We start from the raw sequence: 25067 nt of genomic DNA, 5'->3' as shown, positions 1-25067 counted from the left end.
CCAACTTATATCCCGACTCAACGTATCGCCTTTTCTTTTTCCTTTGTACTTGATGTGTATGGTTCATTTTTTAAAAACCGGATAATAGATGCTGTCGCTTCCTCAACCTTTTCAGCTAAATAGTTCGTGCGTTCATATAAGACACTGCGAAAATGATCCAGTTGCCGCACTACCTTTGCTGTCATTGCTTCCTGCTCCTCGACTCGCTTCTCCAGACCTTTCATCCTGTTCTTGTCAATGGCTAATTGGTTCGTGATCTCCTCCTGACGTTCCATATATGCTGTAACTTGTTTTGCAAGCCGTTCATTCTCCTCTGAAATAGCTGCTAATTTCGTTAACAGTCTTCTATATTCCGTCTCGAATTCCTGCCATTTCTGCATATTCAGCACATGTTGCCTGTCAGTTGATGATTTTATTTCCGCTACATGCTTCTCGACCGATTCATTGAATTGCGTTTGTTCTTTAAGCCTTTCAGTAGTACGGTTATGAAAATATATTACCTGATTATTATCATCAACCGTTTCATCCGTCTGATAAATATCTTCGTAATCGCCATTGATATATAATCCCATGGTTTCACCCCTTACTTGGTTACTCCCCTTATTTTATGCAAGAAATCGACCGTTAGGGAATTCTTCATTACAGCCGATAGTCCTCATTTATTGGAATCATGGATCTCATCTTACGCTTGCCAATCCGCCGGCCAACTTTCTCTAGAATCAGTTCAAGAGATTCCTCCTGTTTCAAATCATAATCTGCAATATTAATTCGTAAAACAGGACAGGCATTAAAGCTGTCAATCCACTTACTATACCGGTCATGCATTTCTTCCCAGTAACTAACCGGTGTCTTCCGCTCCATCTCTCGCCCCCGCTGGCGAATACGACCAATTATTTCATCTAAAGATCCTTCCAAATAAATCAATAAATCTGGGTGCGGGAAATATGGCGTCATGACCATCGCATCGAATAGGTTTTTATATGTTTCATAATCCGTAGGTGACATTGTTCCTTTTTCGTAATGCATTCTCGCAAAAATTCCAGTATCTTCATAAATCGAGCGATCTTGAACAAAACCACCACCGTATTCAAATATTTTCTTTTGTTCCTTAAAACGCTCCGCCAGGAAATAAATTTGTAAATGGAAACTCCAACGCTCAAAATCCTTATAAAAGCTTTCCAGATATGGATTATGATCCACTTTTTCAAAAGATGTTTTAAAATCGAGTGCCTCCGCCAAAGCTGTAGTCATCGTCGATTTCCCAACACCTACCGTACCGGCAATCGTAATTACTGCATCATTCGGTATACCGTATTTCTCTCTCCAATTCATTTGCTTGCTCCTTTAATTGTCAGCTGTTCGTTAACCATGTTTAAAATTTTTTCCAGATGATCCTGATTTTGCATGAAATCCATCTCATCCCCGTTAATCCGAATTAGCGGGATATCGGGATTTTCTTTTTCAAATTCGTTCATGAATTGTTTATAATCCCGCGACAGTTGCTGTAAGTACTCCGATTCAATATTTTTCTCGATTTTTCTTCCCCGCTTCCTAATTCGTTCCATAATCGTATCGAGACTACCGGTTATATAAATGACAAGATTAGGTTGCGGCATATCCTTCGTTAAAATCTCATAAATCTGCCTGTATTTATCAAACTGACCTTCATCTAAAGTCCGTTTTGCGAATATCATATTTTTCGCCATATGATAGTCCGCTACGACCGGATGACCATGCTTCAAATAGTCCTTATCTATATCTTCTAACTGTTTATATCGATTACACAGGAAAAACATTTCTGTTTGAAAACTCCACTCATTTATATCTTCATAAAATTTGTCAAGAAAAGGATTCTCACTTACAATCTCTTTCAACAAATGAAATTCAAAATGACTGGCGATCTTTTTTGCAAGTGAAGTCTTACCAATACCAATTGGACCTTCAACCGCAAGAAAAGGTACCTTCGTCATTATTATTCCTCCTTCAAATTAGATCCTTCATATTTTATCATACTTCATATGTTCCAACCATCACCATTAAAGTGAAACTCCATTTAATAAAAGGTACTTTTTATTCCCCACTGAATGGTATAGACGAATCGAGCTACTACTGGATGGTAGATCTCCCCATTTCGTATTAACGTGTTTCCGAAAACCCTGAAGCGTGATGCATCCAGCCTGTTACACTCGATAGTCGCGCCTACTTTCATAGCTATATAGTACATTCGCCTTTCCCAATTAAAAATTACTGCATTTACTATTATAAGCTCAACTTTCGTAACCTGAAACACAGGATACATCTTAAAAAAATTGAAAGAACTTCCATTCAGCGTAAGTGAAACTTTCATTTAGGCCCACAGTTTATTTAAGGAGAATGCCTTTTGTTGCAATACCATGCCTAACTATACACATCATCGACTATAAATCCCTGGTAAGATTGATTTTTTCAGGAGCGAGAGTTTAGTTATAAGGAAGATTTGAGGTGAAAGAATGCAACGACTGGAAAAATTTGTGGATCCTCTACCGCTTTTAAACACACTTCAACCAAGTAAAAAAACAAGGAATGGTGCACATTACGATATAACGATGGAAGAATTCCGGGCCAAATTACACCGTGACTTGCCGCGAACCACATTATGGGGATATAATAGGCAATTTCCTGGACCGCTGATTGAAGCATTCCGTGATGAACCGGTATCTGTAACATGGCATAATGAGCTGCCGAACAGACATATCCTGCCCGTTGATACTTCCATCCATGATTTGGATAAACTCCCTACCGTCCGTACAGTTGTCCATTTACACGGGATGGAAACAAAGCCAGAAAGCGATGGGCATCCTGATGCTTGGTATACAAGAAATTTCCAAGTTACAGGGCCAACATTTACACAACGGACGTTTCATTATCCAAACCATCAGCGCAGCAGCTTACTTTGGTATCACGATCATGCAATGGGACTGACAAGGCTCAATGTATATGCCGGGCTTGCCGGAATGTACATTTTACGGGATAAACATGAAGCATCCCTAAACCTCCCAAGTGGTGACTACGAAATTCCATTAATGATTGTCGATCGGAGCTTCCATCCAGACGGCTCCTTATCCTACCCAGCGCAACCAAATGACGCTGATCCCAATTTACCGAACCCTTCCATTGTGCCAGCATTTTTAGGAGATACAATTGTTGTAAACGGAAAAATTTGGCCATATTTGGAAGTAGAACCTCGGAAATACCGTTTCCGTATTTTAAATGGCTCCAACACGAGAGGTTACCGGCTGTCGCTTGATAATGGAGAGGTTTTACATCAAATCGGCTCAGATGGCGGGCTGCTTAGAAAACGCGTCGAAATGGAAGAAATCGGGCTGCAGCCTGCCGAGCGTATCGATGTCATCATCGATTTTTCGGAATTAGAAGGCCAAACGATTATACTAAAAAATAATCTTGGACCAGGTGCTGATCCAGCTGACGGAATGGGAGAAATTATGCAATTCCGGGTTACAGAAAAGCTAAAAAGTAAAGATACGAGTAATTTACCTGTTAACCTTTCCTATGTCCCTTCCTTAAAACAAGATGAAATTAAGACGGTCCGTTATTTAAAACTAGTTGGTTCCACTGATGAATATGATCGTCCTTTACTGCTTTTAAATAATCTGAAATGGCATGATCCAGTTACGGAAAATCCACAGTTAGATTCGACAGAGATTTGGGCATTCATAAACACAACCAACTTCTCCCATCCAATCCATATTCATCTTATTCAATTTCAAGTGCTGGATCATCAGACCTTTGATCTTGAACGATTCAATGAAGATGGGACCCTTTTGTTTACAGGAGCACCACAAGCTCCTCTTGCGAATAATCGCAGTTGGAAAGATACAATTGAAGTACCCGCTGGAACGATGACCCGCGTGATTGCAAATTTCGGTCCCTATACCGGTGAATACGTCTGGCATTGCCACATCCTCGAACATGAAGATTATGACATGATGCGCCCGTATCGCGTAATTACAGATGAAAGAAAGGACAAAAAATAATGAAACCGGCTGGAAAAACTAACACATTCCAGCTGGTTTTCATGCTTTCCATATTGATTTTGATTGATAAGAGTCAGAACGGACATAAGCGCTAGAATCTCTCACAACATCTTGTTTAAAATTTTCCTTTACAACGAAAAAATGGGACAGAGCCTCTGTCCCATTTGGATTAGATTGTGCGAATTCGGATTACATCCTCGATTGTATTAATTTCGGCTTCCATTCCTGGAATGACGTCCCCGTTCACTTTCTCGTCAATATCAATCATCGTATATGCCAAGTCACCACGGCTTTTGTTAATCATTGCCGCAATATTTAGGCCCCTTTTAGAAATAATCGCACTAATTTGGCCGAGCATATTCGGTACATTATGATGGAAAACCGTAACCCGGCGCTTTCCTGTATAAGGAAGAAACGCATTCGGGAAGTTCACCGCGTTTTTAATATTACCTGTCTCTAGGAAATCTCTCACCTGGCGAGTTGCCATTCGTGCACAATTTTCCTCTGATTCAATCGTTGACGCACCAAGATGGGGTAATGTTATCGCATTTTCCATATGAAGTAAGCGATCATTAGGGAAATCAGTAATGTATTTACCGACACGGCCCTTCTCCAGAGCCACTTCAAGCGCATCTTCATCGACAAGCCCGCCACGCGAGAAGTTCAGAATATGGACGCCTGGCTTCATCTGTTCAAAAGCTTCCCTATTTAGCATACCTGCTGTCTCATTTGTAAGGGGAACATGAATTGTGATAAAATCCGCCTGTTCAAATACATCTCCAAGAGACATCGCACGCTTAATATTCCGGGATAGTTCCCAAGCCGTATCAACAGAAATATACGGGTCAAACCCAATAACATCCATATCAAGATTCAGTGCATCATTAGCAACCATCGCTCCAATTGCACCAAGTCCAATGACGCCTAGCTTCTTCCCTTTCGCCTCACGTCCGACAAATTGCTTTTTCCCTTGTTCAACGAGCTGCGGTACTTCTTCCCCTTTGCCTTTTAAATCTTTCACCCAATCGACTCCGTTAAACAGGTTACGAGAGGATGCCATAATAGAAGTAAGCACGAGTTCTTTTACGGCATTCGCATTTGCCCCAGGAGTATTGAATACAACAATACCTTGATTGGAACAAGTATCAACGGGAATATTATTCACACCCGCGCCAGCACGTGCGATAGCTTTTAAATTTCCACCGAATGCCATGTTGTGCATCGGATAACTCCGGACAACAATTGCATCCGGATCATTTGCTTCATTATCAATCGTGTAATCTTCTTCATTAAATATTGCGAGGCCTACCTCAGCAATATGATTCAACGTTTTAATTCTTTTTGTTTTGTCTAAAGTTATTGTTGTCATCTCTCTACTCTTTCTCCTTTTTACTCTTACTTTTCTTTCTAATCTCCACAACGCAGCCTAGAAACATAAAAAGAGACTGGAAAAAACCCCAATCTCAGAAAGATCTAGAAAACAACAAATAAACCTTTGTTGTTCTTCTGTCCTTTTGCCTGAGATTTTGAACCCTTCGGCGATGCATATGCATTCTCTCCAGAAGCCGCTCCCGTTATAGTGTCACCCATAACATTCGTCGCTTTTGAATATTCTATTCATTCAAGTCGCCTCCTTAAACATAAAAAGGCAAGGAGTTAAAAATCCCTTACCTCTGCCCAGGCGATCGACATGATTTCATTATGTGCTCCCCCGCGGTGGTCTCCGCGTTTCGCCAGTTACACATAACGTTTCAATTGTTGATGTTATCTTATCAGAATTAAATTATTTTTTCAATGGATAAACAGGGATTTTTTAAAGTTTTTCAATAATGGTCTTTCCCATTATAGACCGTCTCTTATATAATGTATTCACATTATTGTAGTTGTTTCGAAAGGGTGGACTTTTTGAATATTATTATCGAACCAGATTCGTTTAAAGGAAGCTTATCAGCAATGGAAGCAGCTAAAGCGATAGTCTAATGGGACTCCTTTTATGGATGGAAGAAGAAATTATGCGTTGTAAGGAGAATGTGATAAAAAAGAGAAAGAAACGCGCTTCATTATTACGTTTCTTTCTCTTTTTTACGTCCCGCAAAATGTTTGATAAGAAGTTCCGGTGTCATAATTTCTTTTCGCAAATTCCTTCTGTTCATCTGTATGGGCAAAGGGATTTTTCAAGAGATGAATTAATTCTTCTGCTGGCGTATAATCTTCCTTTTGAACAGCCGCTTCGATGGCGTCCTCTACCCACTTATTTCTCGGAATCAATGCTGGATTATGCTCATACATAAGCTTGTTGCTTGCTTCCTGCGTCTCGCTTTGTATTTTGATCCTTTCCTGCCATTTGATTTTCCACTTTTTAAATTCATCCATACGTCCAAGCGGAAAATCTTCTTCTTTGCCATAAGTTAACGCTAAGAACGTATTCGTATAATCGGCATGATAATGTTGCATCAACGTGAGCAGTTCTTCAATGAGGGCTTCATCCCCTTCTCTTTCACCAAATATCCCGAGTTTCTGTCGCATCCCTTTCAGCCAATATTTCTTATATAAGGGACCAAATTCTGAAATAGCTTCTTGTGCATATTTCAAGGCTTCTTCCTTGCTCCTTCCGAGTAAAGGAAGCAGTGTCTCCGCAAAGCGCGCCAGATTCCATGCGGCAATGCTCGGCTGATTCCGGTAGGCATAACGCCCATTCACATCAATCGAACTGAATACAATATCCTGATGATACGCATCCATGAAAGCACATGGACCATAATCAATTGTTTCACCGCTGATCGTCATATTATCGGTATTCATCACGCCATGAATAAACCCGACGAGCTGCCATTTCGCGACTAATTGCGCCTGCCGATCCAACACGTTTCTCAAAAAAGCGAGGTACGGATTTTCCGCATGTTTTACTTCTGGATCATGCCGCTCAATTGTATAATCAGTAAGTTGCACAAGTTCATCTATTTCACAGAAGTGGGCTGCAAATTGAAATGTACCTACCCGAATATGACTGGAAGCCACCCTCGTCAAAATCGCACCCGGGAGTATCGTCTCCCGGCGAATCCCTTCCCCTGTCGTCACTACAGCAAGGCCCCTTGTAGTAGGGATATTTAAGCCATGCATCGCTTCACTAACCATGTACTCCCTAATCATTGGCCCAAGTGCAGCCCGGCCATCACCACCACGGGAATAGGCTGTCCTCCCTGCACCCTTCAGCTGGATATCGAAGCGTTTGGAGTCAGGTGTCACTTGTTCCCCAAGCAGTACCGCACGTCCATCACCGAGCATCGTGAAATGACCGAATTGGTGACCGGCATAACTTTGAGCTAGCGGTATCGCATTTGGCGGGAGAGCATTTCCCCCATAAATAGCGATTGCTTCATCACTTTGCATTTCTTCATTATTGAGACCAAGTGCTTTTCCAAGTTCCTCATTATAAAAAACAAGTTGAGGATTCGCCACCGGGTTCGGCCTCAATTTTTGATAAAAAGTTTCAGGGAGTTCCGCGTACGTGTTCTCCAAGTTGAAATTAAATAAATTCGTCATAAGCTCTCCTTTTATAGCTTGTCATTACCCTTTAGTATACTTGGTAAGGACTAGATTATTCCAATGTGAAAACTTGACTCAATAATTAAATCCCCTTCTCTTGAAAAATCGCTCCTACTCCTGTATAGTAAAAAGTAATTGCATAAGTTGAATGTTTTCTAGGGTTCCGCAACTTTGTTGGTCTGAGACCGAGAGAAAACTCGCAGCTTTGCTGTGCCACGGAAGGATAAAAGCCTGGGAGATACTGTATTTTCACAGTTTCTCCCAGGCTTTTTTGTTTTTCGGAAATTCTTATTTTGGAGGTGCAATACAATTGAATAAAGAATGGATGAAAGTGATTATTGCTGCTTTCTTTGAAGTTTTTTGGGTGATTGGTTTAAAACACGCACAAGATTTTTGGACTTGGGCTGGAACGGTTGTCGCCATCTATATCAGCTTCTATTTAATGATTATGGCTGGAAGGAAACTCCCGGTTGGTACGGTCTATGCGGTTTTTGTCGGTTTAGGAACAGCGGGAACCGTTTTTTCTGAGATAGTATTCTTTGGAGAACCATTCGGGTTAGAGAAAGTAATATTAATTCTTATTTTATTAGCAGGTGTCGTTGGTTTGAAATTAGTGACACCGGATAACGTTAGGGAAGGCGGTGAATCCTAATGGCATGGACTTCGTTAATTTTGGCAGGTATATTTGAAATGTTCGGTGTTGCTATGATCAATAAATTGCATATCGACCGAAACTTTAAAGCATTAGGTTTGTTGATTCTTGGATTTGGGGCTAGTTTTATTTTTCTTGCATATGCCATGAGGACGCTTCCGATGGGAACAGCTTATGCAGTTTGGACAGGGATCGGCGCTTCCGGGGGAGCAATTTTAGGTATGTTAATTTACGGAGAATCCAAGGACTGGAGAAGGATTGTTTTTATTAGTATGGTACTAGGTGGTGCAGTTGGTTTGAAGCTGATTTCATAAAACTTCATAAATCATAACTCAACATTTGCCGTCTGAAACAGTTATGTATTCCTTGGCTATCTAAAGGTCCGCAGTCCCGACACCTCTCGCTTTCCGCAGAGGGCTGTGAGCCTCGACGCATAGGATGTGCTCATGCAGACGTTGCCACATACAAGAGCGTTCTTAGACCGCCTCGGGCTGAGCACTAAAGGGGCTCACCTTACTCTAATGGGAAAACTACTGAGGTTTATTTTCCCATTCGCATGCTCACCTTACTTTAATGGGAAAATTACTGAGGTTTATTCTCCCATCAATCTGTTCAGCTTACTTTAATGGGAAAACAACTGGGTTTTTTCTCCCATCAGCATGTTCAGCTTACTTTAATTGGAAAACAACCTGGGGTTATTCTCCCATCAGCATATTCAGCTTACTTTAACGGGAAAACAACTGGGTTTTATTTTCCCATATGCATGATTAGCTTACTTAACTGGGAAAGTATCCGTCCACCGGGCAACTGAACGGTAATCAGGACACCAAAATAATGACAGCAAGATACTTACGTTGAATGAAAGCATTCATTCATTTTGAGAAGACTTTTTTAATTAATAACGGTTAGGGGCGCTTAATTAGGATGATTTGCTTTAATATTTTCAGGGTGCAAAAGTTGAGTCATAAAAAAAGCTGAAATGGCTAGGACATAACTATTCTAAATGAGTTAAATCCACACAAAGGCGCAAGCGCCCGTGTTGTTATGTCCCAGCCACTTTCCTCATCTGCTTGATGATCGATACAATAGCAAGTCCAACAAAGGTTCCGATACATAAGAATATAATCGGCAAGAAAACAGGACCAATTAACGCACCGAATATTCTCAAGGTGGAGGAGTAGATTAATCCAATTGTTCCGAAGTATGCGCTGAAAACAAATGGGAGAAAAGAGTAAGGAGACCTCGCTCCTCCTGCATCCCGATAAGCATCCCAAATGGCAAACATATATACACATGGATAGAACATAAGCCAAAGATAATTCGTCTCCGCAATGGCCGTTTGCATCTCTCCTCGGAAACTATAAATGATCACCTGATTCAAATTTGATTTCACATTAATCATGAATTCAGCTGTAATGAAGATAAGACCTTTCACGATTTTCCCATTCAACAATTGTCCAAAACCCGGCAGAGCAATACTCCAAAATATTTTTTCAAGCGGTGATTGCTTCATCCTTTCACATCCTACAGATTAAACGTTTGATAGCATATTAATTATGTTTGTTTTTGCTTTTCGCAAGCTTCTCTTTATCCACTGTACCTGGAGGTTGCTCCAACCATCCGTTTTCAATCATAATCTCTGCTCCATCTTTCGCATATTGTGCTACTTCAAGGGATAAACGTTCATAATTCACGATAAGATCATGCCGCTGACTTGCTCCAGCAGCCGTTGCATAATTTCCAATTCCTAACGCACACAACTCTGCGAACAAGAACATCCCTAACTTTTCCGAGAAAGGGGGAATCGTTGAATCCGTTATGGAAACATCTGATGAAAGAGGTGCTAGCAAATCATTGTCGGAAAGTATCTTAGCAAAGATTCCAATATGTTTTTTCGTAATATCTCTCCCTCTAAGCATCCAGTTCTGCACCTTCTCAACGGCAGAGACTTGCGCAAAGCTTATTGCAAGCTTCCCTCCAATCATATTAGTCCGTACGTTCATATGAAGATAAGATATTTCCACTGCATTTAGTGGTCGCTTATTACTGAATGGATTCATTCCACTAAAATATTTCTTGCTGTCAATCATGTCTGCTTTTGTTGGATAAGGAATATATGGAGGCCGCACAAATAAACCTTTATCTACGGAAATATCCGTTGCCCTATCATACAACTCCAATACTCCCGTGATTCCTTCCTTAAAAATAGTTTTAATATCTTTCCTGGCACTTGTGGTGATAAAACCACTGTACGCAACTAATCCAACCCTAGTCAAATGCCCAATATATTCAAGCATAAACCCGTCGGTATATAAGCGCGGTGCATTCAGATTGACATCTTCCTTACCAAAGCCAGCTGGCAGCGGGAGCTTCTCCATAATAAAAAGTTGGTCTAATTTATTAACATGTGTACTTATAAAATCATAAGTCTGTTGGACAAGTGATCGGATTTCCGAATCCTCAACGTCTTTTAAAAAATATTCTAATATACATTGATTCATACTGTCATTCATGTAGGATGTCCAAATTGCTGCGATTTCAGATGATGTTAGTTGTGTATTAGAGTTAGTCATAACATTACCTCCAGCGAATAATTACAAGCACCTTTATTCTTCACATATAATGTAAAATGATACATAAAAGAGCGCGCATTTTAATTAGCGCGCTCTTTAGCAAAGTAAGTATGAATGAGTTTACTCCTCTTCCTCTGGATCGTTTATATCTCTTCCATTCTTACTCAATTCAAACAATCCTGTGGCGGCAAGTCCACTAATTCCTCCAGCCCAGCTGCGGACAAGAAGATCCGCTCCAAGAAATGTTGCAGACGCTCCAAGCGCAACACCAATAAAAATGGATGCTAAAGGTAAATACCGCTTAGGCACTATTTTGGAAACTTTTAATGCCTGAACAATGCCTGTTGTAACAGGAGCGATTATTGTCCCCATCATAAGAATCTCTACCATGGCTAACCACCTCACCATCATTATATGAAAAGCAAAATAAAGATGTCTCTGCATTTGACATAGATGATAGTTAATTGCTCGCTGATATACTAAAAAGGTGTGTCTCCTAATCATAAGAGAATACACCTTTTATTAAACTTCTGTCATTCCTATCTTCCTAATCTTCCGGTCCATAAAACTTCCATAAAATGATCCCTTGTACAATCAAGCCACCTATAGCCATATACAACCAAATCGATAACATTGGGTTAATCCACATTGATTATTATTCTCCCTTCCGAATCAGTATCCTACGATTAAATAAAGTGAAACTTCATTCAGTGAGGGTCTCCACTGAATGTTAGTCGAACAGGATCGGGATTTACGGACTGTATATCTCCTCCACCTTCACATGTTGGGCTTCCTTCATGTTTAGAGGTGGGGGTATTACAGACCGTCAATGCGTGATAAAATTACGCAGTCTGATCATCTGGGCGCTTTAATACATTAGCCAAAATGATCATTACAGCAATCCCCACACAAGTTGCCCACCCTCCAGCTGCGAGTGGACTGGATTCAATTCCTGTGAATACGATCATTAAATAAGATACAAGCCCAATAACCATAGACGCTTCTGCTGCACGTGGAGAGGCTTTTTTCCGGCTGAAAACAGCGTACATAATTGGACCAAGCGTGCCCGCAGAAACTCCGGAAATCCCAATCCACATCAAGTCGCCAAGAAATGGAGGCGGACTTAATACGAGAAAGCAGGCAAGTATTCCAATAACAATAACAGCCCAGCGACTAATACTCATAGCCGTCTTTTGCATCTGTTCATCGGTTACTTTAACAATTCCTCGTTTAACTAAAAATTTTCTATAAATGTCATTCGCAAATACAGTAGACATGACGACGAATAATCCGTCTGTTGTTGATAGGGCAGCAGCCAAAATCGTAACTACAACTAATGCTCCTAAAAACGCCGGCATGCTCCACTCTACATAAGCAAGTAAACCTAGGTCAGCATTTTGCAACTCTGGTACAGCAACACGACTATAGAAACCACCGAATAAAACAAGTAAGCAAAGCACCGTAGCAATAATATAAACAATAAACATTTTTCGTAAATCACTAGGTTTTTTAAGTGATAAGACTTTGTTGAATAGTTGTGGCTGAGATGCAAAAGCAAATTGAATGATAAATAAACCTAGCACTGCTGAAAAGGCATAGTAATTCGATTCTGGATTGAAAACCTTTAATAAATTCCCGTCTTGTTCTTTGAAGTTCTCGGTAATGTTAGAAAAAGCCGCATTAATATTTCCGTCACCGAATATAACAATACCGGAAATAAATACAATTACAGCAACTATAATCATTAACATCGCTTGGATGGCATCCGTATAAACGTCGGCATAGGAACCCCCTACGAACACATACGCTATAACAATAACAGCAATAATAACTAGTCCGATGCCATAACTAGTCCCCACAATTTTCTCGAAAATTTGTGCACCTGCGGAGAATTGAGCAGCGATATAAAATAGATTAAATAACATGATAAGTCCGGAGCCAACCCTTAGAAAGTCACTGTTATAATAGTCTCCAAGCCAGTCGGGAAGGGATAAGGAACGTTGCTTTGTATTAACTTTTCTGACCATTTTTCCAACTGTAAGAAAGCCGATGGGAGTTGCTACAGATAACGATAAATAAAGCCATAAATTACTGAAACCCCAGGCATGCGAATATCCTGGATACCCCATAAATGTCGCAGCACTCATTACCGTTGCAGCGAAGGATAAGCCTAATACAACAGGCCCTAAATTTGCTCCACTTATGGCAAAGTCATCAATTGTTTTCGTCCTTTTCGTCGCAACGACGATAACTATAGCCATAACTAAAATAAAAATAATTAATTGAATCCAGAACCATGTTGATAACATCGTTTCACTCCTACTGACCATAATATTTCCGAAATAATTTTTAATTGACTTTAATAGGCAATAATACAATTCCTAGAGCATAAAGTGTTTGTACTATCAACATATCAAAAGGGGGAAGGTTTTATGAATGATTTTTTATCTAAGGAGATCCACAGTCTGGCAAAACAAATAAAGAAGGGTGAAATCTCTCCAGTACAACTCGTTAAAAGCACAATTGACCGAATTAAAAAAACAGACCCTTCATTAAATGCTTATATTACAGTGAATGAGGACAAGGCTCTTAAAGATGCAAATGAGATGGAAAAAGAAATCAAGCAAGGCAACTATAAAGGACCTCTGCATGGCATACCTATTGGGATTAAAGATAATATCTTTACAAAAGGGATTAAAACAACGATGGGTTCCGAAATATATAGGAATTTCTCACCAAAAGAAAATGCTTTCGTAATTAATAGATTAATCAAAGCAGGTGCCATTATAATCGGTAAAAATAATACACATCAATTTGCCTTTGGTCCGACTGGAGACCGTTCTCATGTTGGACCGGCACACAATCCTTATAATATAAAGAAAATGACAGGCGGATCCAGTGGGGGATCAGCTGCTGCCGTGTCAGCATATCTATGTTTCGGCGCCTTAGGAACCGATACAGGTGGTTCCGTCCGGGTTCCAGCATCTTTTTGCGGAATTGTAGGCATGAAACCGACATTTGGAAGTATTAGTAATCGGGGTGTCTATCCCCTTTCTTGGTCACTTGATCATGTTGGACCACTGACAAGATCTGTAATTGATAATGCTTTGCTATTAAATGAGATGGTTGCGTACGACCGAGAGGATCCCAAGTCTATTCGACGGAAAAAAGAAGATTACACTCGCCTATTAGGGAAAGATATGAAAGGAAAAATAATCGGTATCCCCACAGCTTATTATTACGAAGATATTGATGAAGAAATTCAATCTGCCATCAAAAACGTGATTCACACATTTGAAATGTTAGGAGCGGAAATAAGACAAATTAAACTTTCCATCAGTGAGAGAAGTTTAGAGGCACAACGGATAATTCTGCGAACGGAAGCCTACACTGTTCATGAGAATAACCTTAAGGAATATCCGGACCTTTGGGATGAGGAAGTCAAAGAAAGATTACAAACAGGCCTTCTAACAAAAGGCTTTGAATTCGCCCGTGCACTCCAAAATAGAGAATTAGCGAAAAAGGAATTCAACGAGGCACTAGACGATTGTGATATTTTACTCACGCCTACCATGTCTATTTTACCACCCGATATTGGAAGTAGAGATGTAACAATTACGAACAGGTATGGGAATCATATCCGCTCAACTATTACGAAACTCACGTCCCCGACTAATTTGAATGGGTTCCCTAGCTTAACTGTTCCATGCGGCTTTTCAAAAGACAGCCTTCCTATCGGAGTACAGCTTATAGGAAAAGAATTTGACGAAGCAACTTTGTATCAATTCGGCTTTGCGTTGGAGCAGGAAATCTCCCAAGAAATCAATAAAAAACGTCATTCTATTATGTTGTCTTTATAAACAGTCGTCCCCATTCCTGATCCAATTTTTAAGCCCTGAAGATACAAAAGCATGGATCCGATAAACTACTAACCGCCGTATTTTCCACACGTAATGTGTCATCTTTTCCATTCATGAAATTTAAAAACACAAAAAGCAGTGAGTATATCGCTTTGCTCACTGCTTTCATAATTACTTTTAACAAATAGATTCTTTTTTCATGTTAATACATTAGTTTATTTTAATTCTCGACGATCCAGGCTTAAGTCTTTTTGATTTTTATTTTCCTGTTGAATCACTTCATTGAAAAGATTATCATTTGGATTGTTCGGGCGATGAAGAAGTGGCGGCAATTGTTGTTGCGCTGCTAAGGATTGCAGGTCCCTAAATGTAACAGGCTTTGCTTCATCCACTAATTCATAGCCTAATTGACCACTAATTTCTATTGTACAAGTTTTCACATCGGTTATGGAAGATATCCCCTGTTCTCTTAATTTAGATTCTAATTGGTCAACGGACATACGCAGCTTTTTTAAATTCCTACTTAAAACTTGTCCGTTTTGTATAACTAGTATTGCTTTACCCATTATCCACTTTTCTGCAAAATCAAATTTTACCGAAAGAAATTGGACAGTGATCAATAGAGCAATGAATAAACATAAAACCAAAATTGTTTTCCATAATCCATCCTCCCCCACCCCATGTCCAATCATAGAAGCCATTGCCAAAAGCGTAATAATTTCAATACCAGTCATTTCACTTGCCGTCTTCTTACCAACGAATCTCATTAAAAAATATCCGACAATCAAAATGATAAAAGCTCTTAACAAGAAACTCATATCACAGGGTGACCTCCTTTACGAATTTCCAAGGGTAAAATGGCTGTTTATTATTGCCTCAGTAGTCATTCGGAAACGCAACAATGTTTATTAAAGTTTCGTCAACCTTTCTCCATCTTCATTTTGCCCGAACATGACCAAATCATCCGTTTAAATTATAATAGTTGTCCTTATTGTTCAGGTCCGCACCGGACTGTTAAATATTTAAGATAATACTACCCTTGTATTTTATATTCTCCTATACCATAAGAAAAAGCACCAATCCCCTGATAATCAAAAGATTGATGCTTTCTTAAATTCGTTATTCCGATTGTTTAATAAGCAATTATAGAAAAAATACTGCAATAAAAGTCATCACAATTAAACCAATAATGACAGGGAAAAAGTTTTTACGAACGAGATCCATGACAGACACTCCACAGAAGCCTGCAATTGCAATCAAGGACGACCATGCGATAATCGTTCCTCCACCTGTCCATATTGCACCCATTTGTCCAATTGCCGCTAATGTTGACACGTCAATCGAACTTGTTTCCAGTGAAGCTGCAAGAGCTCCCGTAAGTGGCAAGCCAGAGAAACCTGAGCCATCGAGTCCTGTGATGATCCCAATAATCAACATACTTAATCCTGCGAGCAGTGCACTCTGCGGTAAGTATTCCTGTGTAGAAGTAACAAGGTCAAACAATAATGCAGGCCCTTCTTCTACGCCTAAAATATTACCAGAAAAGTCAGGGCTGCCTAAAAAGAAAAAGCCTGCAATTGGAATAACCGGGCCCATTGCTTTAAAAGCAAATACAAAGCCTTCCGTAATATGATTACTAATATAGTCCAGGGCATGATGCTTTCCAAAAGCAACGGTCGATAACAATAAAAGTATTACCGCAACGCCACCAATAAATGCAGCGCCATCTCCCCCGACCAATTCACTGCTTCTTGAAAAAAGCTTATTGTACATCATATATATAACAACAATAAGAAGGGATAAAGGGACTAAAATTGCAAAAATCTTGCTCCAAGTAGTCAAATGAGTTGTTCTTACTTTATTTGTAGAGGTTTCGGAGGTTTGTAATGTTTGTAAGTCCACTTCGTTTAGCGGATCATCTTTGGAACGGATGGATTTCCGGTAAAATAGATAGGCTAAAAGAATTGCTACACCACCAGCAATCAATGACATGACAAGCGCTTTATCGGCTACAGACTCAGCATCGATGCCAGCAGATGCTGCCGATAGACCCGGCGCCACTTGCACAACATAATCTGATGATAATGCCATTCCCTGCCCAGCAAGCGCAATCGCAACTGCAGCTATCATAGCTGGTAATCCCGCCCGCACAGCAGCTGGTACAAGTAACGCACATATTAATGGTACAGCAGGTGTCGGCCAAAAGAACAAGGATATAATATACGTAACTCCTACCAATACGAAAAAAGAAATATGTCCGTTCACCATAAATCTCTGGATGGGCTGGATCATTCGCTTATCCGCACCTAAATCACGTAAAGAATGAAGGAGCGCCAACATAAACGTAATAATTAAAAATATACTAAATAACTCCTGTGCAGCAACTAAATTCGCATTGAAAATGGAAGTAAATCCGCTGATAATATCCCCTTTATACACCCATGCAATGACAAATGTTCCGAGTAAGGTTAGTAACACAACACCTTTGCGGAAAATCATCGTCATAATAATCAAAAGCGTAAACAAGCCGTATAATAAATGAGAAATGGTCAATTCCAAATGCACACATCCTCTCATATAACATGCAATAGCCTATGCAAGAATATGAGGAAATGCTCCTGGAAACTTCCTTGTATTCATCACGTTCAATATGTGTATAGAATTGACATGTCTTCTAGGGAGAGACGATGATTTAAACAGCATTATCGTTAGATGTTAAGCCATCTCTGCTTCTTGAATAATTAGAAACCTGCTTCTCCGCAATCAAATTGTCTAATATTTTTTTACTGTTTCCTAATGCCACCTGCATCACCGGGCCAAGTGCAAAGACCATAACTACAGTACCGACACCAATCGGTCCGCCTAATAAAAATCCAGCGACCGCAACACTGACTTCCATCATCGTACGTGCAACTCGTATACTTAATTTAAACTTTTTAACAATGAGCAGCATCAGACTATCTCGCGGACCTGCTCCTAAATTTGCTGAAATATAAATACCCGAACCACTACCTAATAATAAAATGCCGAGAATAAAACTGACCAGTTGCAGCGTAAATGTATGTGGATCGGGAATCAGCCAATTAAAAAAATCGATAAATAAACCGACCGAAACCATATTTAAAAAGGTACCTAGTTTTGGAAATTCACGTAAACCAATAGAAGCAATCGTAATTACGATAATCCCTGCGATAATGGACCACATGCCAATCGATAACCCGAGATTTTGAAATAGACCAATATGCAACACATCCCAAGAGCCCACACCAAACCGCTGACCTTTGATGGTTAACGATACTCCGAGACCTAGCAGCATAATTCCGATAAAAAAGAAAACCCAGCGGTAAACAAAAGCTTTTTTCATCTACATCCTTCTTTCTATTTAGATACGGCAAAAATCTGCATTAATATTTATTCAACTAATCTATTATAGCTAATAAAGCTTTTTACGAGAAATTAGTTGCTTGGTAAGTGGTTAATTGAACCGTAAACATCCAGCTTTCCTATTTTGGGAAAATTACAATTTTATTTGTTTTTCTTAAATTATTAAGCTACAATCTTATTGAACTATGTGTAGTTATCAATTAAAGTGGTTAAAAAAGTTCCTTCCTAAAAATAAGTTACTTTACGAGGGGGAGTAAATTGAAAATAGCAAAAGTGTTAATTATACTTATAAAACATTTGATTTGATGATTATTGCAGTGAAGAAAGATGAAATAAACAGATATGATGGTACGGTTTGCGTACACTGAGCCTGCAATTGCATCATTTAAAACCACTAGCAGTGAAAAGCAAATAGCTATTGGAAGTTAGCTTCCAATAGCTATTGTCTGTTCTAGCTTAGCGCTTTTTCCACTACATAAGAGAAACTCAAACCCGCTTAAAGCCCCCCTAATAACCCCCAATATAACTCATCGTATCTATCCCATTCATTAAATCATAATGCCGCAGTTTTAACTCGAACAAGAAAAGAGGATCTTGATAGATTTCAGGTTGTTCACGCATCTCATTTAAAGAACCGTTCTTTTCTTCAATAGCTGCTTGTACTTCCTCTATTATACGATGGAGCTCTTCCTGTGGATTGAAGAAAAACTTGTTTACATCCCATCCGATGGATTCCTCAAAAAACTGTAATTGCTGGGTAAATGTTTTTGTCATTTCCTCCGCGACTTCACTGTAATCAGCATTCTCGATATAGTCCCTATACCTCCCGAGGAGCATCTCTTTATTTTTTGACAGGGGAGCTAACAGTTTTCCAGCTCCTTTTAATAACAACTGGGAAGGATTATTCCGCAACAAAATATTTACTTCTTCAAAGCGTAATAATCCCCTTGATATCCGCTCGATATCCCGCTTCCAGTCATCCAATATTTTAAAGTCACCTGACAATACAACTTTCTCTTGTTTAAATTGCTGGTTTATATTTTCACTCACTTCATCAAATAGCATCTGGCTTTCTTGAAACTCTCTTTCGCAAGTATCTAACCATTCCTCTGTCACAGATTTAAATTCGGCTAAGACTTCCTTTTCCATGTACTGTGCCATCCGGTTATTCATTTCTTCATTCAATACAAGATGAAGTTTGGAAAAGTCGCTGTCCTCTTTCACTAAATCGGAACAGTTCTTGAGTAACTCAGGTAGTTTAACTTGCGCTTTCTCCATTAATTTATTCTTTAAATCACGGAACGAACTTATCATGATGTTGGCCTTATCTTTCTCCACATCAAGTATCTCTTGATGGAAATCATGCAGTTCTGTTAAGACCTCCTCACTCCAATCAATTTCCCGCAAAATAACATTCTCGAGCTCTGCCTGCTGGTCTGAAATGTATGCTAATGCATCTTTAATAACTTCTCGAATCCTTGTTGGGCCTACCTCTTCTATTTTATATTCATCTAGCCTAGATCCCATAAATTCTGTTAACCCTTCTAGTAAACCTTCTTTCTCCGCCCACACTTTAATAGAATCCAAAAGCTTTATTCCTTCTTCTTTGCCACTTTGATCCGGACTTGCATTTTTAAACGCTTGTTCTGCTTCCTGAATCAATGATGTATCCATCGCTGAAGGGAAAAGCTCATTCCAGGCTAGTATTGCGGCCGAAGAGATGAGACGATCGGAAGTCGAAGATACCGCTAACCAATTCGTTAAATGATCTTGCACTAAATTTGAAACATCATCTATTAAAAATCTACCACTAATTAAATAATAGTACCCTTCTTTAAATAGACTTGGTAGTTTCCTCCAGTTGTAAGAGGCTTCCATGTTTTGGTACAAGAGAAGCTGGTTCACCTCTTCTAGCCAACGAAAATAATACTCGCTTTGCTTAAAGCTCCTCCATAATCCATCCGTCAAACGTTCAAAATGATATTTATCAATAGAGTATAATGTAACTAACACGTTATTGAAATAAGCAGGATCATGGTTAGATGTGACGCCAAGGTTGGCATACCCTTCTAATACCTCAAACCAGGACAGAGATTCCGTCCGGATTGCTTCATTAACTGCAAGTTCGATTGCACTATCCCAATCTTTGATACTCTCAAAATAACGCTTTGCTATTTCTGTTACATCAGCATAATCTGGATTCAATTGAACCGCTTTTTTAATGATATCAACGGACTTTTCCATTTGGTCTTGTTGGATATACAGCGAGAAAAGTTGCAGCATGACTTCTGTTTTTAATGTAACGGAATCCGTCTCCACTTCCTTATAAAACTTCTCTGCGTACTCCAATAACCCCATTTCCATGTGCGCATCTGCTATATTTTTCTGTCCCCATGGTATTAAGGATTTGTCTAAAGGGTGCTGCCACTTATAAATCGCAGCTTCATAATCTTGATTCAAGAAATAAACTTCTCCTTGAGCAAAACGGATTGCAGACAGTTCAGGCTGTTCCTTCTTCATTTCTTCCATATACATCTCACCCAGTATCTTGATTGGGTGCTCATTTTCATTTTCATCTATAATCGTTTGATAATAGGATTTCATAATTAATTTATTCTCCATCGTTACGATCATTCCTTTCTTCGGATACATAACTTATACTATTCATCCATTCACGTATCAATCACCAAAGTTTACTATAGGATGATAAAGGGCACAAATCTTATCCTCATTAAAGAATAATTACCCCCATCTGGTCCGCTTCTAACAGCGCAAAAATTATGACTAGAGCGCCATTCCTATCGCTCTAGAAATAGCGCTCCATAATTACGATAAAATAAAACCTCATTCAGTGGGAGTTTTTGCTCTTTTCCCACGGAGTGTTAATTGAATAAATTAGGTTGTTAGCGCTCCTTATCTACCCCCCTAAATTGTTTTAATTTATCTACCCATTTTCAGCATAAAAAAGAATAGCCAACGGTAAATATATGCCTTGGTCATCTATATCATTCTTTTAATATACAGCAGAAAAAACTTATCCTTCATCTTTAATATTTGTTCAATTAATTTATTATAGCAGATAAAGCTTTTTCAAGAAATTAGTTTCCTAGCGGTTTCTTTGGATTAGTGGAAACCCAGCCACCAACAGCACGCTTCTTAGGGTCACCTTAATAACTTACGGCTTGAGGTTCCATACCTGCACTGTTACGCTATTCCTGGAAAAACGTATCGTTCGGTGTTATTTTGACTGCTCTGCATTAAGGTTGAAACTTCGGTTTGAACAATAAAAAAGGATCAGTCCCCTCCCATGCTAAGACTTTAGCAACAGCAAGGAACTAATCCCATAACTTCAAAGCCTCGCTTGGATAAGACAAGTGCTCTGACCGCTCATCTTACTTCAAGTTTTCAAAAACATCAACTGCTGCTTGTGCAACTTGGATATCATGCTCAACAGCACTTCCACTTGCACCAACAGCCCCAATCACTTTATCATTTTCAACTAAGGGGATGCCTCCGCCAAAGAGAACTAACCGCCCATTATTTGTCGTGTTTAATCCATAGAGTTCAGCGTGCGGAACAGTCGCTTCAGCTAAATTGGATGTTGGCATTTTTAAAGCAACAGAAGTCCACACTTTATTTTGTGCGATGTCAACGCTAGCCAACCAGGCATCATCCATACGATGTACTGCGATAAGATTTCCACCCTCATCCACAACAGAGATAACCATTTGTATTCCAAGTTCTGCTGCTTTTTTCTCGGCACCTTCGATAAGTTGCTTTGCTAACTCAAGATTCATTTTCGTCATGTACTACACTCCTCCCGCCCCTTATTGTAGGAATTTTATAAAAATCATCTCCATCCTTAGTATAAAAGTTACTTTCCCTTCCGTAAAATAGCTAATATTGATATTCCTTCATCTGTAAAACTGATATCATTCTTTTAAATTAGAAATAGGACTGTAAAAAGTTATAAAAAAAACAGTGGGTATGAAAACACCCACTGATGTATGTTTTTTATATGATAAAAAGAACAAAGTTGCCTTCAAACGGAATATTCTTTAATTGCCGAGATATCTACATTTGGATTAACGAACGGACGGGGAATTTCATTTTCTAATATATGAATGGTATCAATAAACTTTTGCAGCGTTTTTGTTAAATACGTATCTGCCTGTCTAATGAAGACAGTTGATATCTCACTATATTTTTTAGGTACTGGGTAACACCGAACATCCCCAGCTACTTTAAATAACGAACAGTGGATTTGGGTACAAGACTGATCCCAAGCCCAGCTATCACACTTTCCAGAATCGTTTCCAATGTTCCAAATTCCATTACTTTAGCATTCACAATTCCGCTATCATGTAACCAATTCTCCAGCCGCGCTCGATAACTGCATCCCTTACTAAAAACAAGCATTGGCCTATTTTTCAAACTGCTATAACTAACTTCTTTGTTATCTGCTATTAAAACGAGTTCTTCCTTAAAAACTTCAATCTGCTCAATATCGGGGTGCCTCCCAAATCCTGTAACAAAGGCACCGTCTAATTTGCGATTCAAAATATCATTTATTAAATCATTGTTAACACCCGTTTTTAGTGTTAACTCCACATTGGGATAATTTTTATGAAAGTTGGATAAAATCATCGGTAGCTTCGTGACGGTCTCAACAGTCCCAATCTCGAGAGTACCTGAGGGATTGCTACATTCTTGAAATTCTTTCTTCATCTCTTCTATCATGTGTAAAATCTTCTCTGAATGGACTAAAAGCCTCTTTCCTTCCGAATTTAATGTCGTTCCTTTACTATGACGATCAAATAGTCGTGTTTTCAAACTTAATTCTAATGACTTAATTCGAGAAGTGATATGAGATTGTACATAATTAAGTTCATCTGCAGCTTTACTAATACTTCCATTACGAGCAACACTTTAAAAAATTAGCAAGTCTTTAATTTCCATTCTTTCCCTCCTTGTCTACTCTACCGCTCAGTATTTGTGATGGCATCTGTCATTATAAATCGTTATACATGATTTACTTCCATTTTATAGCACTTCCTAGTTTTAGACAAATTACAATTATCAGACATAGGAGATAAGAAAGAATGAAGAACCTGAGACAAGGAACTTATAAACTATATAATAAAGACAGATTAAGTTCTTATAAAAATAAGCTTCCTTATCACTCTATAAGCGTGATGTTTACTGTTTTTCTTCCCCAGTTGTATGCTTCTTCTTTTGTTGGGAGATGTACATCTATTTTATTTCCTTTGATGGCTCCACCTGTATCACCTGCCACAGCATATCCATAGCCTTCTACATAGACTTGTGTACCTAGCGGAATAACATTAGGATCTACAGCAATAACTTTTGCATAAGGGTCGTTATTCAGATTAATTCCAGTTGCAGTAACACCAGAACAGCCGGAACAGCCTGCAGTATAGGCGGTTGCTTCAACAGCAAATGTTTCTCCTCTAACTTCCCCGGTTGTTGTTTCCTCAACCTTGTTGGCCGATTCAACTTGCTCTTCTACAGCCTCTTGACTCTCTTCCGCTGAATCCTGACTCTCTTCCACTGCCTCTTGATGCTCTTCATTTGCGTCAGTACCTGTCTCAACTTCCGGTTCATCTGCTGTTTGCTCCGACTCTTCACTTACTGTTGGTTCAACTCCCACACCATTCACATTTAAACGCTGTCCCGTTATAATTAGGTCGGAGGTTAGATTATTCCATTCCCTCAGTTTATCGACCGTTACATCATCACTATAGGAATTACTAATATGTGTCAGGGTATCTCCCTCTTGTACAATATAAAACTCCGCCTCCGTCTCTACTCCGAGTTTCAATACTTGTTTCGGATGAATTAATGACGATTTGAGTCCATTTATTTCCATCAATATTTCAACAGTTGTATTATTTTCATTCGCTATTTTCCAAAGACTGTCTCCCTTTTGTACCTCATAATCAGCTGCTGACACTGAAGTCGCAGCAATCCCTATAATAACCAGCCCTATCAATACGGATACTAACTTTTTCATTAGTAGTCCCCCTTTTGTTATTGATTAAGTCTAATCCTAGCACAGGGGGACACGTCTGTGGTTACAGCTCGTTTAAGAGGTTATTACAAATAGTCACAATATATTAAAAATTGGATAAATATTTATCAATTAGTTCTATTTTCTTTTTTTAAACATATAAGAACCATCTCTATCCTTCACTCTTAGGATATGTCACGCATTTAATCGTAGTTTACCACTAACGGCGAACTATGGGTATATCAAAACGCATATCTATGGGGAGGAAACTCAGTTTCTTCACAGCTTTAGAGAGAGGCATACATTATCGAAATTACAGAATCATTGAATTAAACAGACAAATACTATTGCTAGCCGACCTTACCAAAAAAAGATTAAGCCGCATGAAATAATTGCGGCTTAACCTTTTCATAGTGTTCCTTCACCGTGGAATCATCTATTCGGAAATACAGGTCTAATCACTGGAAATGAATGTACACATTCTATTTCAGAAACTCTACCGGTTCGTCCTTTCGTTCATTGATCACTTGTATAAACTGGTCCATATTTTCTGGAGTGATGATTGTAAAATCACTGGAACCATAGTATACGTAATAACGTTCTTTGGAAAGAGCAGCTGAGGCTAATTGAGTATTAGTTTTTTCGATTTTTTTAATGGTTTCGAGCTCAATTCGGCGTTTAAATGAGCCAATATGAATAATTAAATAATCATTTGTTACAAAGTAAAATGTTCGGTACCAAAACCATAAAATAACAATGGCGAAAATCCCAAATATCAAAGAAAAGATTAAACTTGCGGCGAGTCCTGCTTTATGGTAAATCGGTATGAATAGTCCAAGTGATAGTCCTAAGAATAACAGTGCTGATCCCCAAATTATTATTCGATAAGCTAAGTCTTTGTTTGCTTTGAACTTCAAAAGTTATACCCTCCGATCTAATTGATGCTAGTATAGTTTCATGGACACATCTAAGTTAAATTTTATACAA

The 25067-nt window shown here is 39.0% G+C and carries 20 protein-coding genes, 1 pseudogene and 3 riboswitches; of the genes and pseudogenes, 4 read left to right on the top strand and 17 right to left on the bottom strand.

Going from position 1 to position 25067, the window contains the following annotated elements:
- Positions 1-17: 17 nt before the first annotated feature.
- The 3 genes from IEX94_RS15290 to IEX94_RS15280 all read right to left on the bottom strand — a co-directional run bounded on the left by IEX94_RS15290 (position 18) and on the right by IEX94_RS15280 (position 1970).
- Positions 18-572: a hypothetical protein gene (locus tag IEX94_RS15290; protein WP_156855705.1), complete on the bottom strand. Its 555-nt coding sequence runs from the start codon at positions 570-572 to the stop codon at positions 18-20.
- A gap of 67 nt (positions 573-639) precedes the next feature.
- Complete coding sequence (locus IEX94_RS15285; RefSeq protein ID WP_156855704.1) at positions 640-1332, bottom strand: deoxynucleoside kinase; 693 nt, start codon at positions 1330-1332, stop codon at positions 640-642.
- Positions 1329-1970, bottom strand: a complete 642-nt coding sequence (locus IEX94_RS15280; RefSeq protein ID WP_188858664.1) for a deoxynucleoside kinase — start codon at positions 1968-1970, stop codon at positions 1329-1331. Before IEX94_RS15280 ends, IEX94_RS15285 begins: the two co-directional genes overlap by 4 nt.
- A 519-nt stretch (positions 1971-2489) precedes the next feature.
- Here IEX94_RS15280 and IEX94_RS15275 point away from each other — a divergent pair.
- Complete coding sequence (locus IEX94_RS15275) at positions 2490-4034, top strand: multicopper oxidase family protein (RefSeq protein WP_188858663.1); 1545 nt, start codon at positions 2490-2492, stop codon at positions 4032-4034.
- Between the two features lie 169 nt (positions 4035-4203).
- Here IEX94_RS15275 and IEX94_RS15270 read toward each other — a convergent pair whose 3' ends face one another.
- Entirely contained in the window at positions 4204-5403 is a 1200-nt protein-coding gene (locus IEX94_RS15270; protein ID WP_188858662.1) for a phosphoglycerate dehydrogenase, read from the bottom strand.
- Positions 5404-5530: 127 nt separating this feature from the next.
- A riboswitch (glycine riboswitch) is annotated at positions 5531-5606 on the bottom strand.
- Positions 5607-5702: 96 nt separating this feature from the next.
- Positions 5703-5785: riboswitch (ZMP/ZTP riboswitch) on the bottom strand.
- Between the two features lie 331 nt (positions 5786-6116).
- Positions 6117-7577, bottom strand: coding sequence for a protein adenylyltransferase SelO (locus tag IEX94_RS15265; RefSeq protein ID WP_156855700.1), 1461 nt, complete (start codon positions 7575-7577; stop codon positions 6117-6119).
- Positions 7578-7724: 147 nt separating this feature from the next.
- Positions 7725-7820, top strand: a riboswitch (guanidine-I (ykkC/yxkD leader).
- Positions 7821-7890: 70 nt separating this feature from the next.
- Between IEX94_RS15265 and IEX94_RS15260 the strand changes: the two genes are divergently transcribed.
- Positions 7891-8232 (top strand): DMT family transporter, encoded by a 342-nt coding sequence (locus tag IEX94_RS15260; RefSeq protein WP_156855699.1) that lies wholly within the window; start codon positions 7891-7893, stop codon positions 8230-8232.
- Complete coding sequence (locus IEX94_RS15255; RefSeq protein WP_156855698.1) at positions 8232-8546, top strand: DMT family transporter; 315 nt, start codon at positions 8232-8234, stop codon at positions 8544-8546. The genes IEX94_RS15260 and IEX94_RS15255 overlap by 1 nt, the downstream gene beginning before the upstream one ends.
- A 728-nt stretch (positions 8547-9274) precedes the next feature.
- Here the strand turns inward: IEX94_RS15255 and IEX94_RS15250 are convergent.
- The 4 genes from IEX94_RS15250 to IEX94_RS15235 all read right to left on the bottom strand — a co-directional run bounded on the left by IEX94_RS15250 (position 9275) and on the right by IEX94_RS15235 (position 13114).
- The gene (locus tag IEX94_RS15250; RefSeq protein ID WP_156855697.1) at positions 9275-9745 is read right to left on the bottom strand and encodes a hypothetical protein; all 471 of its coding nucleotides are present in this window, start codon (positions 9743-9745) and stop codon (positions 9275-9277) included.
- Positions 9746-9782: 37 nt separating this feature from the next.
- On the bottom strand, positions 9783-10805 hold the full coding sequence (locus IEX94_RS15245; protein ID WP_188858661.1) for a DUF3231 family protein: 1023 nt from the start codon (positions 10803-10805) through the stop codon (positions 9783-9785).
- Positions 10806-10925: 120 nt separating this feature from the next.
- Positions 10926-11195, bottom strand: a complete 270-nt coding sequence (locus IEX94_RS15240) for a holin (RefSeq protein WP_156855695.1) — start codon at positions 11193-11195, stop codon at positions 10926-10928.
- Between the two features lie 452 nt (positions 11196-11647).
- On the bottom strand, positions 11648-13114 hold the full coding sequence (locus IEX94_RS15235) for a sodium:solute symporter family protein (protein WP_188858659.1): 1467 nt from the start codon (positions 13112-13114) through the stop codon (positions 11648-11650).
- A 123-nt stretch (positions 13115-13237) separates the two neighbouring features.
- Between IEX94_RS15235 and IEX94_RS15230 the strand changes: the two genes are divergently transcribed.
- The gene (locus IEX94_RS15230) at positions 13238-14665 is read left to right on the top strand and encodes an amidase (RefSeq protein WP_188858657.1); all 1428 of its coding nucleotides are present in this window, start codon (positions 13238-13240) and stop codon (positions 14663-14665) included.
- Between the two features lie 215 nt (positions 14666-14880).
- Here IEX94_RS15230 and IEX94_RS15225 read toward each other — a convergent pair whose 3' ends face one another.
- The 8 genes and pseudogenes from IEX94_RS15225 to IEX94_RS15190 form a co-directional block, all read right to left on the bottom strand.
- On the bottom strand, positions 14881-15483 hold the full coding sequence (locus IEX94_RS15225; RefSeq protein ID WP_188858655.1) for a DUF421 domain-containing protein: 603 nt from the start codon (positions 15481-15483) through the stop codon (positions 14881-14883).
- Positions 15484-15808: 325 nt separating this feature from the next.
- A complete protein-coding gene (locus IEX94_RS15220; protein WP_188858653.1) occupies positions 15809-17224 on the bottom strand; it encodes a hypothetical protein in 1416 nt (471 codons plus the stop codon).
- 133 nt (positions 17225-17357) lie between these two features.
- Positions 17358-18029, bottom strand: coding sequence for a YczE/YyaS/YitT family protein (locus IEX94_RS15215; RefSeq protein WP_188858651.1), 672 nt, complete (start codon positions 18027-18029; stop codon positions 17358-17360).
- A gap of 527 nt (positions 18030-18556) precedes the next feature.
- Complete coding sequence (locus IEX94_RS15210) at positions 18557-20671, bottom strand: tetratricopeptide repeat protein (RefSeq protein ID WP_229782744.1); 2115 nt, start codon at positions 20669-20671, stop codon at positions 18557-18559.
- 770 nt (positions 20672-21441) lie between these two features.
- A complete protein-coding gene (locus IEX94_RS15205) occupies positions 21442-21855 on the bottom strand; it encodes a GlcG/HbpS family heme-binding protein (RefSeq protein WP_188858649.1) in 414 nt (137 codons plus the stop codon).
- Positions 21856-22091: 236 nt separating this feature from the next.
- Positions 22092-22957, bottom strand: a pseudogene (locus IEX94_RS15200) (LysR substrate-binding domain-containing protein).
- Between the two features lie 271 nt (positions 22958-23228).
- A complete protein-coding gene (locus IEX94_RS15195; protein WP_188858647.1) occupies positions 23229-24083 on the bottom strand; it encodes a 3D domain-containing protein in 855 nt (284 codons plus the stop codon).
- A 479-nt stretch (positions 24084-24562) separates the two neighbouring features.
- The gene (locus IEX94_RS15190; RefSeq protein WP_188858645.1) at positions 24563-24997 is read right to left on the bottom strand and encodes a PH domain-containing protein; all 435 of its coding nucleotides are present in this window, start codon (positions 24995-24997) and stop codon (positions 24563-24565) included.
- Positions 24998-25067 lie beyond the last annotated feature (70 nt).

This window comes from Oceanobacillus indicireducens, from assembly GCF_014647195.1.
In the GTDB taxonomy this organism is placed as follows: Bacteria; Bacillota; Bacilli; order Bacillales; family Amphibacillaceae; genus Oceanobacillus; species Oceanobacillus indicireducens.
This window is presented reverse-complemented; position numbering and strand designations above follow the sequence as displayed.